A 14,656-nucleotide genomic window follows, 5' to 3' on the forward strand; every position below is an offset into this window, starting at 1 on the left:
GCTGCTTTCTTCCACTTCTGCCTATTCCGATCCCCGCGAGGTTTCCCCCATGAACATCCATTCCTTCTTCCATGCGCCGTCACCGCGGCTCCTGCGCCTGGGCGCCGCCAGCGTGCTGGCGTTGGCGGTCCTGGCCGGTTGCAGCGGACAGGCCAGCGAACAGGCCCCGCCTCCGCAGGTTGGCGTCGCGCAGGTCCTCGTCAGGCAGGTCAGCCAGTGGGACGAGTTCAGCGGTCGCATCGAGGCGGTCGAGAGCGTCGACCTGCGTCCGCGCGTTTCCGGCTACATCGAGCAGGTCAACTATCGCGAGGGGCAGGAGGTGAAGAAGGGAGATGTGCTCTTCACCATCGACGCACGCAGCTATCGCGCCGAGCTGGCCCGGGCGCAGGCCGAACTGTCGCGGGCGCGGACCCGTGCAGACCTGGGTCGCCGCGAAGCCGACCGTGCACGCCGCCTGTCCGAGCAGCAGGTCATCGCCGTGGAAACCTTCGAGCAGCGACGTTCCGCGTCCGAGCAGGCACAGGCCGACGTGGCCGCGGCGCAGGCCGCGGTCGATACGGCGCGGCTGGCGCTGGACTGGACCCAGGTGCGTGCGCCGATCAATGGTCGCGCCGGGCGTGCGCTGGTGACCGCCGGCAATCTCGTAGGCGCCGGCGATGCCGCCAGCGTGCTGACCACCGTGGTCTCGCTGGACAAGGTGCACGTGCATTTCGACGCCGACGAACGCAGCTTCCTGCGCTACGCGGAGCTGGCGCGCAAGGGCGAGCGGCCCAGCGAACGCGAAGGCACGCTGCCGGTACAGGTGGCGCTCGCCGACGAGACCGGTTTCCCGCACGAAGGCAGGGTCGACTTCCTCGACAACCAGGTCGATCCGGGCACCGGCACCATCCGTGCCCGCGCGGTACTCGACAACGCCGACCGTCGCTTCACGCCCGGCCTGTATGCACGCGTTCGCCTGCCCGGCAGCGGTGCATTCAAGGCTGCCCTGGTCGACGACAAGGCGGTGCTCACCGACCAGGACCGAAAGTACGTCTACGTGGTCGATGCCCAGGGCAAGGCGCAGCGGCGCGACGTACGCCTCGGGCGCTTGGCCGACGCCGATGGCCCGATCGATCGCCCGACAGGCGGCGCGCCCCTTCGCATCGTCGAGGCCGGCCTTTCGGCAGGCGACCGGGTGATCGTCAGCGGCGTGCAGAAGGTGTTTTTCCCCGGAATGCCGGTCGAGTCGCGACCGGTTGCGATGGGCGCACCCGCAACCGCTGCGGCGCCCGCCGTCGCCGCCAACTGAACTGACGCGCCACGCGCTCCTTGCCCGCTCCTGCCGCCCCCCGGCAGGGGCAGGGCGCCCCCATTCCCACGTTCCAGGAAATCCACCCATGGACTTCTCCCGATTCTTCATCGACCGGCCGATCTTCGCCGCGGTGCTGTCGATCGTGATCTTCGCCGCCGGCCTGATCTCGATCCCGTTGCTGCCGATCGGCGAATACCCCGACGTGGTGCCGCCTTCGGTAGTGGTGCGCACGGTCTATCCCGGCGCCAATCCCAAGGTCATCTCCGAAACGGTGGCCACGCCGCTGGAGGAGGCGATCAATGGCGTGGAGGACATGATGTACGTCAAGTCCGTCGCCGGCTCCGATGGCGTCCTGCAGCTGACCGTCACCTTCAAGCCAGGCACCGACGCCGATGATGCCGCCGTGCGCGTGCAGAACCGCGTGGCGCAAGCGCTGGCGCGGCTGCCCGAGGACGTGCGCCGGCAGGGCGTGACCACGCAGAAGCAGTCGCCGGTGTTCCTGATGGTGGTGCACCTGACTTCCAGCGACGGCCAGTACGACTCGCTGTACCTGCGCAACTACATGCGCCTGCACGTCAAGGACGACCTGGCGCGGATCCCTGGCGTCGGCGATGCGCAACTGTTCGGCGGCGGCGACTACGCCATGCGCCTGTGGCTGGATCCGGACAAGGTCGCCGCGCGCGGCCTGACCGCCAGCGACGTGTTGCGCGCGGTGCGCGAGCAGAACGTGCAGGTGTCGGCCGGGCAGCTCGGCGCCGAACCGATGCCCAACGGCAGCGACTTCCTGCTGCCGATCAACGCCAAGGGTCGCCTTGAGAGCGTCGAGGAGTTCGGCGCGATCGTGCTCAAGAGCGGTGCCGACGGCCAGACCGTGCGCCTGGCCGACGTGGCCCGGATCGAGCTCGCCGCAGGCGACTACACGCTGCGTGCGCGCCTGGACGGCAAGAACGCTGCGGCGATCGGCGTCTTCCAGGCGCCGGGCGCCAACGCGCTGGAGATCCGTGATGCGGTGGTCGAGCGGATGGCCGAGATCCGCAAGACCCTGCCGCCGGGCGTCGAGATCCAGTCGATCTACGACACCACGATCTTCGTGCGCGACTCGATCAAGTCGGTCGTGACCACCCTGCTGGAGGCCACCTTGCTGGTGGTGCTGGTGGTGATCCTGTTCCTGCAGACCTGGCGTGCCTCGATCATCCCGCTGCTGGCCGTGCCGGTTTCGGTGGTGGGCACCTTCGCGGTGCTGTACCTGCTGGGCTACTCGATCAATACGCTGACCCTGTTCGGGCTGGTGCTGGCGATCGGCATCGTCGTCGACGACGCCATCGTCGTTGTCGAGAACGTGGAACGCCACATCGAGCATGGCGCCACGCCGCTGGAAGCGGCGCACCTGGCCATGCGCGAAGTATCCGGGCCGATCATCGCCATCGCCCTGGTGCTGTGCGCGGTGTTCGTGCCGATGGCATTCCTTACCGGTGTGACCGGACAGTTCTACAAGCAGTTCGCAGTCACCATCGCCATCTCCACGGTGATCTCGGCGATCAACTCGCTGACCCTGTCGCCGGCGCTGGCGGCCAAGCTGCTCAGGCCGCACGACGCGCCCAAGGACGCCTTGTCGCGCCTGATCGACCACCTGTTCGGCTGGCTGTTCCGGCCGTTCAACCGGTTCTTCAGGCGCACCTCCGAGCGCTACGAGGGTGCAGTGGGCTGGGCGCTGGGCCGGCGTGGCGCGGTGTTCGCGGTGTACGCGGTGCTCCTGCTCGGCGCTGGCGTGATGTTCAAGGCGGTGCCGGCCGGCTTCATCCCGGTGCAGGACAAGCTGTATCTGATCGCCGGCGTGAAGATGCCCGAGGGCGCATCCATCGAGCGTACCGACGCGGTGCTGAAGAAGATGGCGGCGATGGCGATGGAAGTGGAGGGCGTCGCCCACGAAGTCGCCTTCCCGGGGCTGAATCCGCTGCAGTTCACCAACACGCCCAACAGCGGCGTGGTGTTCTTCCCGCTCAAGCCGTTCGCCGAGCGCAAGAACAGCGCCGAGCAGATCACCGCCGAACTCAACCAGCGTTTCGCCGGCATCGAGGAAGGCTTTACCTTCGCGTTCATGCCGCCGCCGATCCAGGGGCTTGGCAACGGTTCGGGCTGGTCGCTGTTCATCGAGGACCGCACCCGCCTGGGCTACGGTGAACTTCAGAACGCCGTGCAGGCCTTCCAGGGCGCGGCCGCACAGACGCCGGGGCTGGGATATCCGATCAGCAGCTACCAGGCCAACGTGCCGCAGCTGGATGCGGAGGTCGACCGGGTCAAGGCGAAGGCGCAGGGCGTCCCGCTCACAGAGCTGTTCGACACCTTGCAGACCTACCTCGGCTCGGCCTACGTCAACGACTTCAACATGTTCGGCCGCACCTGGCAGGTGATCGCCCAGGCTGACGGTCCGTTCCGCGACGAGGTCGAGGACATCTCCAACCTGCGCGCCCGCAATGACCGGGGCGAGATGGTGCCGATCGGATCGATGGTCCAGATCCGCGAGAGCTACGGCCCCGATCCGGTGATCCGCTTCAACGGCTATCCCGCTGCCGACCTGATGGGCGAAGCCGATCCGCGCGTGCTGTCCTCCGGCGAAGCGATGGCCAAGGTGACCGAACTGGCGCAGCAGGTGTTGCCACCGGGCATGGGCATCGACTGGAGCGACCTGAGCTACCAGCAGGCCACGCAGGGCAAGGCGGCGCTGGTCGTGTTTCCGCTCGCGGTGTTGCTCGCGTTCCTGGTGCTGGCCGCGCTGTACGAAAGCTGGACCCTGCCGCTGGCGGTGATCCTGATCGTGCCGATGACGCTGCTGTCGGCCCTGCTCGGCGTGTGGGCCAGCGGCGGCGACAACAACGTGTTCGTGCAGGTCGGCCTGGTGGTGCTGATGGGATTGGCATGCAAGAACGCGATCCTCATCGTCGAGTTCGCCCGCGAGCTGGAGCTGCAGGGCAAGGGCGTGGTCGAAGCGGCACTCGAAGCCTGCCGCCTGCGCCTGCGTCCGATCGTGATGACCTCGGTGGCCTTCATCGCCGGCACGGTGCCGCTGGTGCTGTCCACCGGCGCGGGCGCCGAGGTGCGCTCGGTCACGGGCATCACCGTGTTCGCGGGCATGCTCGGCGTGACCCTGTTCGGCCTGTTCCTGACCCCGGTGTTCTACGTCGCCCTGCGCAAGCTTGCGGACCGGCCGCTGGTGTCGCATGGCCCGGCCGCCGACGTCGCACCGGCACACGCTTGACCCTCATCCCCCAAACAGGAAGACATCCATGAATACCTCATCCAAGGTCGCGCTGGTCACCGGCGCCACCCGTGGCATCGGCCGCGAGACCGTGCGCCAGCTCGCCGAGAACGGCGTGCACGCGCTGTTGGCCGGTCGCAATCGAGAGAAGGCCGTGGAGGCGGCGCTGGAACTCCAGGCGCAGGGCCTGCCGGTAGAGGCCATCGCCCTGGACGTCACCGACGCCGCCAGCATCGCCGCTGCTGCGCAGGAGATCGAGCGCCGCTACGGTCGCCTGGACATCCTGGTCAACAACGCCGGGGTCATGCTCGACGAGATCGGAAAGTCCGTGTCGGAGCAGTCGCTGGACACGTGGCGTCGCACCTTCGACACCAACGTGTTCGGACTGGTCGCGGTCACCCAGGCGTTCCTGCCGCTGCTGCACCGCGCGCCCTCCGCACGCATCGTCAACGTCTCCAGCCTGCTGGGTTCGCTGGCGCTGCACGCCCAGCCGGGTTCGCCCATCTACGACTTCAAGGTGCCTGCCTACAACGTGTCCAAGAGCGCGGTGAATGCCTGGACCGTGCAGCTGGCCTATGAGCTTCGCGACAGCAGGATCAAGGTCAACACGATCCACCCCGGCTACGTGAAAACCGACATGAACGGTGGAGAGGGCGAGATCGAGATCGCCGACGGCGCACGCACCGGCGTCAGGCTGGCCCTGATCGGCGAAGACGGCCCGCAGGGCGGCTACTTCTATATGGACCAGGTGCTGCCATGGTGATGCGACCCTTGCTTGCGGCCTTGTCGCTCGCGCTGCTGTCGGCCTGCGCGGTCGGACCGGACTACCGGGCCTCCACGCCCGCTCCGGTCCAGCTGCACAACGCCGAAGCACCGGTGTTCGCCACGGACTCGCCGGTGGCCGAATGGTGGCGGCAGTTCGAGGATCCGGTGCTCGACCGGCTGGTAGGAGATGCGCTGGTCGCCAATCCGGACCTGCGCATCGCCATGACCCGGGTGCAGGCCGCGCGCGCGGTGTTCGTCGAGCTCGGGCTGGATCCTTGGCCGCACGTGCAGATGGACGCGGGCCAGGTGCGCGGGCGGCAACCGGCCGGCGACGGCGTGCGCACGGCCGTCGAGGAGTACAGCCTGGGCTTCGATGCAGCCTGGGAGCTTGACCTGTTCGGGCGGCTGCGGCGCGGTGCGGAAGCGGCACGCGCCGACCTGGGCGCCGAGCAGGCCGGACTGGAGGACGTACAGGTCAGCGTCGCGGCCGAGGTGGCGCGTAACTACTTCCTGCTTCGTGGTGCGCAGAAACGCGTCGCGGTCGCCGAGCAGACGCTGGGCAACCTGCACGAGACCCAGCGCCTGACCGAGACACGCTGGGAACTGGGCGCCGGCAGCGAGGTCGACGCGCAAAGTAGTCGAGCACGGCTGAAGGCGATCGAGGCGGACATCCCGCTGTTGAAATCGATCGAGGCGCGTGCGCGCCACCGGTTGGCCGTGCTGGTCGGTGAAAGGCCTGGCGCGCTCGATGCACTGCTGTCGCCGAGGCAGGCCCCGGCCTACGCGAAGGCATTGCCGCTGGGTGATACGCGCGAGCTCTTGCGCAACCGGCCCGACGTGCGCGCGGCCGAGCGTCGCCTGGCCGCCGCGACCGCGCGCATCGGTGTCGCCACGGCCGACCTGTTCCCGCGGATCAGCATCGGCGGTTTTGCCGGCTTCGTTTCCGGCGACTTCAGCGGGCTGGTTAGCGGCGACAACGAGGCCTGGTCGCTGACGCCATCCATCCGCTGGGCCGCGTTCGACATGGGCAGCGTGCGCGCGCGCCTGCGCGCCACCGAGGCCACGGCCGATGGCGTCGCCGTGCAGTACGAAAAGACGGTGCTGCTCGCGCTGGAGGACACGGAGAATGCGCTGGTGGATTACGCCAGGCGCCAGGAACGCCTGCGCATCGTGGTCGACCAGGCGGTCGCCGCTGGCAGGGCCAGCCAACTGGCCGAAGTCGGCTATCGCGAAGGGGGCGGTGACTTCCTGGCCTTGCTCGATGCGCAGCGCAACCAGCTCGCAGCCGACGATGCGCTCGCCGACGCGGAGGCGGCGGTGAACATCGCGGCCGTCGCGATCTACAAGGCGTTGGGCGGGACAGGCCAGGCCGGGCAGGGGGCGGATCTGGCAGCGACGGGTGCAGTCGAGGCTTACTGATGGCGGCGCACGGCGTCTTCACGGGGCTTCGGCGATGTTGCGCCGATGGACTGGATCGAAGAACTGCGCGTGCTTCCCGGAGTGCTCTACGCGATGGCGCTGGGCGGCGCCATCGGCTTCGAGCGTGAGCTCAAGGACCGGCCCGCCGGCTTCCGTACCCACATGCTGGTCGCCGGAACCGCGGCGTTGCTGCTCGGCCTGAGCAGGATGGTGCTGGAAGACTCGCACTACGCCGGCAATGGCCTGCAGATCGACCCGTTGCGCCTGGTGGAAGCGGTGATCGCGGGCGTGTCGTTCATCGGTGCCGGCACCATCTTCGCCAGCCGCGGCGGCCAGGGCGTGCAGGGCATCACCACCGCGGCATCCCTGTTGATGGTCGCGGCGATCGGGATCACGGTTGGTTTCCGCTACTACATCCTCGCCCTGGCAATCACCCTGTTGGCTTTGGCGGTGCTGACCGTCCTGCGTGCACTGGAGCGCCGCGCACGGCATGAGTTCGAGGGTGCACGCGACCGGTGAGCACCCGCTGGCATCGGGCGGTGTCCGCGCCTAGCTCCGTGCGCGGCCTGACGGTGATCGCGACACGGCGCGCCTGCCGTGCCCACCCAGCGAACTGCGGCCGCCATGAACGCATGCACAGCGCCGGTGGGGGGCGCCTTGATGCGGGGGGCAGGCGTCCCTACACTGGAAGGGTCTGGCGAGATGGCTTCGCCCGCGCTACCGGGGGTGTCCTGGTTTCGACGGGGGTTGCGAAATCGACTGGCGCATGCCGAGGGGGCAGCTTTCCTCGTTAATCCAGCGGCAAAACTCTAGTTGCCAACGACGACAACTACGCTCTCGCCGCTTAAGGCGTAGCCCCGAACCCACTTGTGCCTGTGCTCGTGGATGTAGGGTCATTATCACAGGATCGCCGGGGGTGGTTGCCTGTCAGCGCCCGGTTAACCCAAAACAGGCTGGTCCTTGGGTGCGCTTAGCACGCCGTGCTGCCACGGGACGAGATCCAACGGTGAGCTAAGCATGTAGTGCCGGAGATGGAGTACCTTCGGACGGCGGTTCGACTCCGCCCACCTCCACCAAAAATTGATTAGAAATTCATTTCTAATCATCGACTTAGGCCACCTTCGCGGGTGGCCTTTTTCGTTGTACGGACGCCTGTACGGAAAACATTCGGAAAAGTCTGACCCCGTATGTAGGCATCCACTGATGGTGCGGCCGGCGCAGAGGCGCGAATCTTAGGACGCCAGCAACGCGCGCGCCGACCCTTGGAGTCCAGGCCCATACCCCGCGCGGGTCCCGTTGATCCTCCCCTGTGTCCGGGGCTGCTGGCTACTTCTCGCCAAAGGCGTCTTCTACCTCGCGGGGCGCGATGTCCCGCCGAGACCGCCGTCGAGCTTGCGACCTGATTGCGGCCCGCGAACTAGGCGGTGCCCGACCCATCTCTTATTTTCTTATGCATGGTAGGCGGCTTAGAGAATCTCAGGTCTTCCGGAATTCCGAATAAGAGACTCACGCGTCCCACTAGATATTTCATGAACGAAATGTGCGCACTCACATAGTCAAGCTCATAGCTATATCGCCAGTCTACAAAGGTTCGCGATGCCAGCGCTAACTCTTCATGAAACGACTTTGGACGCAAGAATTCCTCTACTAGCGCTTCGTCCAGCACAAGAGAGGTCATGATGATTGTTTCCCTGTTCTGGGTGAAGTGCTTGTCGAATCCTGCCGTGAACAAGAATTGGGTTTCGGCGTCTAGATGGCCGAATAGTTCAAGCAAATTGTGGCCACCGTCTGAAACCCTAAGTGCTCGCAGCTGTGCCGTTTCGGAAATGTTGTTCTGCTTGCAAATGAGTGCCTTGAAAGCGATCTCGATGGCAAGCGCCCCCATCACAAGTGCTGCCGGCGCCGGCACTTCGGTGCCTGCCTTTCCGTCTCCCCGCGGTTGCTCATCAATCAATCGGCGGTACGCTGCCACCAGCATGACTGAGTGATTCTTCATCTGCACCCAATTCAACGCCATCCGATTCGCTCCAATACAAAACTGCGGCCCCTAATACCAGCGAGCCGCAGCTACAAACGGACCACGGCTACTTCTTCTTTCCGCCCTTGTCCGGACGTTGGGTCATTGCAGAGGCGGCAGCCTTCTTAGCGTCGGCCGCCGTTCCCTTTCCGCGCATCACTTTGGACGCCGACGTACCTGCTGCCTTGCCGGTTTGTTCGTTCTTGGCCATGATTTTCTCCTTCGCTGGATGATTCCAGCAAAGTAAGGCTGCGCCGCTCTAACGCATCGAACAAGTCTGTTGCAACTGGGTTTGAAGGTGCGACAATAACCGCCCCCTGAATAAAAAAGCCCCGCCCTGCGTTAAGCGGTTGGCGGGGCTTCTGCATTAGAGCGACGGAGCTAGACGCTAAAACAATCCGTCGGCACGCCTTCCATTCCTAATGCCCGCCAGGCCGCAAGCCTCGCCAGGTGTTCCGCCAGGTCTCTCGGTACCATCGCGACGAGTCTTTCCAAGTCCGGCAGATGATCCGGTATGACAGCCACAGCATCCACGGGCGACTGTGTCTTCTTGTCAATAATTTCCAGAGTTTCGCTATCGATCGTTGCTTCGTAACGCAAGGTTGTTCCCCTGTTGGTTGGAGGATCGCGCCGGACAAGGCGTGCACAGAGCATGCGATGCAGGCCCGCGCCCGTGAAATCGATTGTTCGGATCGTGGACAGCGGACAATAGGCGGGCTTTATCATCTACACCCGTCGCAATCTGTCCCTGGCATCCTGCTACGCCGCGTCATCGGCCAACCTTCCGCGGCGATCGACGCCGGCTTGACGGCGCTGCTCGGCCTCGATCCGTCGTGCCAGCGCTTCGGTCGACTCGCCGGGCTGCTGCGTGATGTTGTACGTATGCGACGACGCGTCGGTCACAGTGACACCGCCGCGCGGGGCTGCTGCCGGCACGGCCGGCGCTGCGCGACCGCGAGCGCTACCAGCCCGCACCGGTGCGCGCTTGCCTGCCGGGGCCGGGCCATCGCTGAAGGCCGCTTTTGCCAACAGCGCGCCGGTCCCGACGACGGGGATACGGGATGCGATGCTGTTCAACGTCGCGGCTTTGCCGATAACCCAACCGATCACGCGCACCAGGGCAGCGAAGCCCCGAAGCCCGTTGGCGATCACCGCGCCCAGGACGACGCCGAACGTGCGGCCAGCGGCGGCGGCGCCCTTGAGTTCTTCGCTCGTCAGGTTCAGCGGCGCCAACAGCTTGACGACCCAGGCCCAAGCCTTACCGATCGCATTCGCCATGCCGTCCCACACGGGGCGCAGCGGCGCGAGCGCGGCTCCAATCTCTGCCATCGCCGGGCCGACCGCCAAGCGAATGCCTTCGAACATGCCGCCCATGAAAGCCTTGATCGGCTGCCAGTATTTCCGGACGATCAAGGCGCCAGCCGTGAGCGCTCCGACAGCAATCGACACAGGACCGGCGCCGATGGCCGCGATCGCCGCGCCAACAGCCCGCAGCGGACCGGCGATCCGCATAGCAACAGGACCGAATCGCCCCAAGGCGGCCAGCGCGCCAGCGGCTCGCATGCGAGCGAATAGCCCCATGACGGATAAGACCGGACCCTTGACCGCCGTCCAGGCGTAGGCGACGCCAGCGGTAGCGGCGCGGAGGCCGGTCAGCGCCAATGCAGACCCCACGATCCCCTTGATTAGCCGCGGGTTCTCTCGCGACCAATTCGCAAAGCCTTCGATCATCGGCGCTGCGGTTTCCATCATGCGTGTCATGGCCGGCACCAAGGCATTGCCGATCACGACCGACACCTCCCGCATGCGGTTCTTCGTGATTTCCCACTGCGCGCCAGCCGTGCCGAGACGTGCATTGAACTCGCGCGCCATGCTGCCCTTAGCTTCCTCGCCCCGTACCAGCGCCAGTTGGCGGCGGTACTCTGCTGCGCCAGTAGCGAGCTTGGCAACGTCGTCGCCGTACTCGGCGCCAAATAGGCGCGTTGCGGCGGCCATGCGTTGTTCGGTGTTGAGCGCGTTGAGCTTGTCCAGGACCGACAGGATTGTGCCGGTGGCATCCCTTGCCATGCTGGCCTGAACGCCGTCGGCATTGAGCCCCAAGGAGGCCAGACCGGAACGTACGCGTTTGGACTGGACCGTCGCGGCACCGAGGATGCGCAGGACGGCGTTGGATGCGGTACCGGCTACCTCGGCCGAACTGCCGAGGTGAACAAACGTGGACCCGAGCGCAGCGGCTTCCCTTGCGGGCATCTTCAGTGCGCGCGCCATGCCGCCAATCCGTTGCATGACGTCGATGATTTCGCCGCCCTTGGCCTGCGACCTGTCATCCAGGTAGTTGATCGCGTCGGCAAGTTCGCCGATGCGCGGAATCGGAATCTGGAAAAGGCCCGCGATCTTGCCCATGTCGTCGGCAAGCTGGCCCGCCGGCATTTCGAACGCGTCCGCCATCATGGCCGCGGTGCGGGTGAACGCGACGACTTCGTCGTTCGCGACTCCCATCCGCAGCCCAGCGGCGACCATGTCCGCAAGGTCGTTCGTCGCCAGCGGAAGTTCGCGCCCAAGCTGCTGAACCTGCCGGGCCATGCTGAAATAAACGGGCGTCAGGTTGCCGGCAGCATCGCGCGCGCCGTCAAGCTGTTTTGCGACACCCAGCATCGCGGTTTCGAACTGGACGGCCACGCGCACGGGCGCCAGGCTGGCCGCGGCCACAACACCGAACGTCGCCGCCGCTCCGAAGAACTGGCCGCGCGCTTCACCGCGGCGGGCCTTGTTCGCCTCGATGCGTTCCTGCACGCCGGCAAGGCGGGCCTGCGCAATGCGCAGCTTGTCGGCCTCGCGCGCAAGTTGGGCATACTCGCGCCGCATCTTGTCGACGTTCTTGCCCATCCGCCCGAAGGTGTTGATCTGGCGCCCAAGCAGCCGTTGCCTACGCTCGACGTTCATGACCTCCTCGCCGATTGCCTTCAGACCGAACCTTGTCGAAGACAGGGCAGACCGAAGGCTGCCAGAGATGGCGCCACCGATCACGATGCTCGCTTTGAGAGTTTTGATAGACATTGCCAATTCTCAGGACATACCTACATGAATGATTCTTCGGACACTCCTTGGCGTAAGCTCAAAGAGGAATGCGATCACATTCGGGCTTAGCCCTTCCATCGCGCGATCAAGAATTGCCTGATTCCGCTGCTTCTTGAAAGCAGGCGCTATGGCCGAAAATTCAAGAATCTCGCCACCAAGACGGGCGGACAATGCCTTTGCGTCATCTTCACCGAGCAGTTCGACAAGTTCGTGCCCAAAGAAGGAATTGACTTTTTCTGGGATGTAGATGGACCCGTGACCGCCGCCGTAGACAGATTGGGCCTTTCGTTCGGATGGGGGGCGCTTGCGCGCCCACACATCCATTCCGAAGTCGACCGCCTTTTGCCAGCCAAGCACTTCGGCGACATCGTGATAAGCGCGGCCCAGGAGAAACCGCACAGGAGCGGTTTCCCACGGGTCACCGTTTCCCAAGGTTTCGCACCTGGTCAAGAATGTGGGCGTTTGGGTCTAGGCTATAGCCACCTCTCACGGCCAGGCGCTTGCGCTGGTGGCGGCTGAATTTCTGTTTCGGCTTGGCCTTTACCCTAAGCCTCGGTTCCAGCGCCGTTTCGGTAATCATTCGCGCGATAACCTCGTCGCGCGGGTCACCGCTCTCAACATAGGTTGCCCAAGCGCCAGCAATGAGGGCAGCGACGTTGTTTGAGAAGCCCGGCCCCAAGCATACGGACATCAGGCGGCATCCTGCCAGGTGTCGCCGCGCATCGGGGCAATGATGGTGTTCGCGCCGGCTGCGGTCACTTCGGCGGGAGTCGCATCGACCGCGAGTCCCCGGCGGATCAATCCGACGGAATCACCCATACTGACCTCAACGATTGCGCCGACTGCCACAATCTGATTTGCGATCAGGAAAGTGTGCGGATTGCCGATCACCTTCAGGTGGCGGCGGGTGGTAGATACGGTCTTTGTCTTCTCGATAAGCGCCATGCTTAGTCGGTTCCTTAGTCTTGATTGTTCCAGCCATGAGCCCAGGAGGATCGGACGCGGTTGGCGTGCTTGATTGGTGCGACGTGTATCCGAACGCGGGCGCCTACGTGTCCAACCGCGCGGTTAACTGCGTCGTTTGTAAGTTCCGGAAAGAATTTGCGAACACGGCGTTCGGCCTCGGCTTTGTCATACAAAAATGCGCCTCCGAGCATCGGACAGATGACGACTATTCGGTCGCCCGTCTCGTCGCGGGAACGGCTCGAAATTACGGCCGCTTCTATGGCCGATTCCAGGGCGGGGGAAAGTACTGCCGGCGGTCGCTTAGGGGCCCGACCCTGAGAAGGCCCGTTTAAACGACCGCCGACAATGGGGCGGAGCAGTCGCATTACGCGGCGACCGTCCAGAACGCAGATTCATCCGGCACTAGCGGCAGCATCGTGGCCCAAGCGGTACACGCCAGATGGCCCGCCTTTCCAAGCCTTTCGTAGTGGACCGTCACATCTTCGTTGACCGCGATGCCGCACCGGTTCCAGGCGCCGATGATGGTCGATGCTGTGTCTGCGCAAAGTTCAGCACGTACGCCAGCTGCACGCAGAATTCCGTCGTTTCCGAACGCGGCGCCGGCACTGCCAGTACCAACGATCGCGCGAAGTTCGTCGACGCGGAGCCCGCGCGCTGCGGCCGCCGCCAGGCTGAAGGCGCCGGGGCCAGTCGCCGTCACGGCGCTCAGTAGGACGGCGTCGGCCGCGCGGGCCAGGCCCAACGACAAAGCGATCGAAATTTCCGCGTGCAAGTCTTCAGGGGTATCGCGGCGCCGTACGCTTCGGGGAATCTCAAAGCGAACGCCGAGGGTGATTGCTTGCTTCCAAGACATCGAGGCGCCGAGGACGGGCAGGGCGACCGTCGGTGCATCGTCCTCGCTGTCGATGTCGACGACGCTGAAGGTCGCGGCTTCGATAGTCCGGAATTCGACCGGAACGTCCTCAACCGCGATCCCGCCCCGCAAGCCGACGGCATGTGCCTTGCGAGTATCAGGCAACACCATCACATGAGCGCCAACGCCAGCGACCCGTGAGGCCGCGACGATTGTGGCATCCATCTTTGCGGTCGCGCAGGCACTGCCAGCCTTGGGTGCGCGAATCAGACGGCCTTCCTTGTCGAACGCCGTAGGTAGGCTGGCCGTCTTCAGGTTGATTGGCAGGGAACGCGCAGTATGCGTGCGCGCATAGGCGGTCGGCTCCTGAAAGCCTGGCGGCGTGAGACCGCGATAAGGCTGCGCCAGGTCGGCGTCTTGCGCAGTCCTATGCAGCTGTTGCGCGATGCCTAAGTCAGGGGTCATGCGATTTGGAGTCCTACTTGGGTGTATGGCGCTAGTGTCAATGGCAGGGAAGCGCGTTCCCATTGCAGGAATGTCCGCCCATTGAGTTCTAGAGTCCTTAGCAGGAATTTCCTCGGCGCCAGGTATGAACACATAGCTGCCGGTGTCGCTTATTTCTCTACCGGGCTTAAGTGCCGGGCCTTGTTGCTATACCGAGCGGTATAGAAAACAACAAGTCAGTTCTGAAACTCCTCGCACATCGAGAATCGCGCGGTGTCGGCGACCCCGCAGGCCACCCCCCGTCCGGAAGGACCCATATGTGTCGCGAAGGAAATCGACTAATGTCTGTAGTCGGTACCTTTAATGGGAGAGAGGTGTGGGTATTCCTGCCGAGCAGTGCGTTGCGCTACTTCGTGATGCTCTCAATAATCGACCCGCTGATCCTTGGTCTGATGCGGCCGCTGCTTGGTTTGCTGACGTTGCCGGCATCGTATCTGCCCATAGTCCGATCCAAGGCGCAACGTTTCAGGCCATGCTGCCTCGCGTCACGGACATTCACTTGGCGGC

The 14,656-nt window shown here is 64.9% G+C and carries 12 protein-coding genes and 1 other RNA gene; 6 read left to right on the top strand and 7 right to left on the bottom strand.

Going from position 1 to position 14,656, the window contains the following annotated elements; translation table 11 throughout:
* The first annotated feature begins 49 nt into the window (after positions 1–49).
* From MNQ95_RS13605 to ssrA, 6 genes are all read left to right on the top strand, one after another.
* Complete coding sequence (locus MNQ95_RS13605; protein ID WP_241953183.1) at positions 50–1,288, top strand: efflux RND transporter periplasmic adaptor subunit; 1,239 nt, start codon at positions 50–52, stop codon at positions 1,286–1,288.
* An 88-nt stretch (positions 1,289–1,376) separates the two neighbouring features.
* Positions 1,377–4,547: an efflux RND transporter permease subunit gene (locus MNQ95_RS13610; RefSeq protein ID WP_241953184.1), complete on the top strand. Its 3,171-nt coding sequence runs from the start codon at positions 1,377–1,379 to the stop codon at positions 4,545–4,547.
* Between the two features lie 28 nt (positions 4,548–4,575).
* Positions 4,576–5,310, top strand: a complete 735-nt coding sequence (locus MNQ95_RS13615; protein WP_241953185.1) for an SDR family oxidoreductase — start codon at positions 4,576–4,578, stop codon at positions 5,308–5,310.
* Positions 5,304–6,731: an efflux transporter outer membrane subunit gene (locus MNQ95_RS13620; RefSeq protein WP_241953186.1), complete on the top strand. Its 1,428-nt coding sequence runs from the start codon at positions 5,304–5,306 to the stop codon at positions 6,729–6,731. Before MNQ95_RS13615 ends, MNQ95_RS13620 begins: the two co-directional genes overlap by 7 nt.
* A 45-nt stretch (positions 6,732–6,776) precedes the next feature.
* On the top strand, positions 6,777–7,250 hold the full coding sequence (locus tag MNQ95_RS13625; protein WP_162408852.1) for an MgtC/SapB family protein: 474 nt from the start codon (positions 6,777–6,779) through the stop codon (positions 7,248–7,250).
* A 203-nt stretch (positions 7,251–7,453) separates the two neighbouring features.
* Positions 7,454–7,807: a transfer-messenger RNA gene (gene ssrA / locus MNQ95_RS13630) on the top strand.
* A 341-nt stretch (positions 7,808–8,148) separates the two neighbouring features.
* On the opposite strand, the gene MNQ95_RS13635 is transcribed toward ssrA, so the two are convergent.
* The 7 genes from MNQ95_RS13635 to MNQ95_RS13665 form a co-directional block, all read right to left on the bottom strand.
* Positions 8,149–8,727, bottom strand: coding sequence for a hypothetical protein (locus tag MNQ95_RS13635; RefSeq protein WP_241953187.1), 579 nt, complete (start codon positions 8,725–8,727; stop codon positions 8,149–8,151).
* 88 nt (positions 8,728–8,815) lie between these two features.
* Positions 8,816–8,959, bottom strand: a complete 144-nt coding sequence (locus MNQ95_RS13640) for a hypothetical protein (protein ID WP_241953188.1) — start codon at positions 8,957–8,959, stop codon at positions 8,816–8,818.
* 170 nt (positions 8,960–9,129) lie between these two features.
* Positions 9,130–9,474 carry a hypothetical protein gene (locus MNQ95_RS13645; RefSeq protein ID WP_241953189.1) on the bottom strand — a complete coding sequence of 115 codons (345 nt, stop codon included), beginning with the start codon at positions 9,472–9,474 and terminating at the stop codon, positions 9,130–9,132.
* Positions 9,475–9,507: 33 nt separating this feature from the next.
* Positions 9,508–11,805, bottom strand: coding sequence for a phage tail tape measure protein (locus MNQ95_RS13650; RefSeq protein ID WP_241953190.1), 2,298 nt, complete (start codon positions 11,803–11,805; stop codon positions 9,508–9,510).
* 9 nt (positions 11,806–11,814) lie between these two features.
* Positions 11,815–12,258, bottom strand: coding sequence for a hypothetical protein (locus MNQ95_RS13655; protein ID WP_241953191.1), 444 nt, complete (start codon positions 12,256–12,258; stop codon positions 11,815–11,817).
* A 258-nt stretch (positions 12,259–12,516) separates the two neighbouring features.
* Positions 12,517–12,771 (bottom strand): hypothetical protein, encoded by a 255-nt coding sequence (locus MNQ95_RS13660; protein WP_241953192.1) that lies wholly within the window; start codon positions 12,769–12,771, stop codon positions 12,517–12,519.
* A gap of 385 nt (positions 12,772–13,156) precedes the next feature.
* Positions 13,157–14,110: a hypothetical protein gene (locus tag MNQ95_RS13665; protein ID WP_241953193.1), complete on the bottom strand. Its 954-nt coding sequence runs from the start codon at positions 14,108–14,110 to the stop codon at positions 13,157–13,159.
* Positions 14,111–14,656: the final 546 nt, after the last annotated feature.

The sequence above is a fragment of the Pseudoxanthomonas daejeonensis genome, assembly GCF_022637495.1.
Lineage (GTDB): Bacteria > Pseudomonadota > Gammaproteobacteria > Xanthomonadales > Xanthomonadaceae > Pseudoxanthomonas > Pseudoxanthomonas daejeonensis.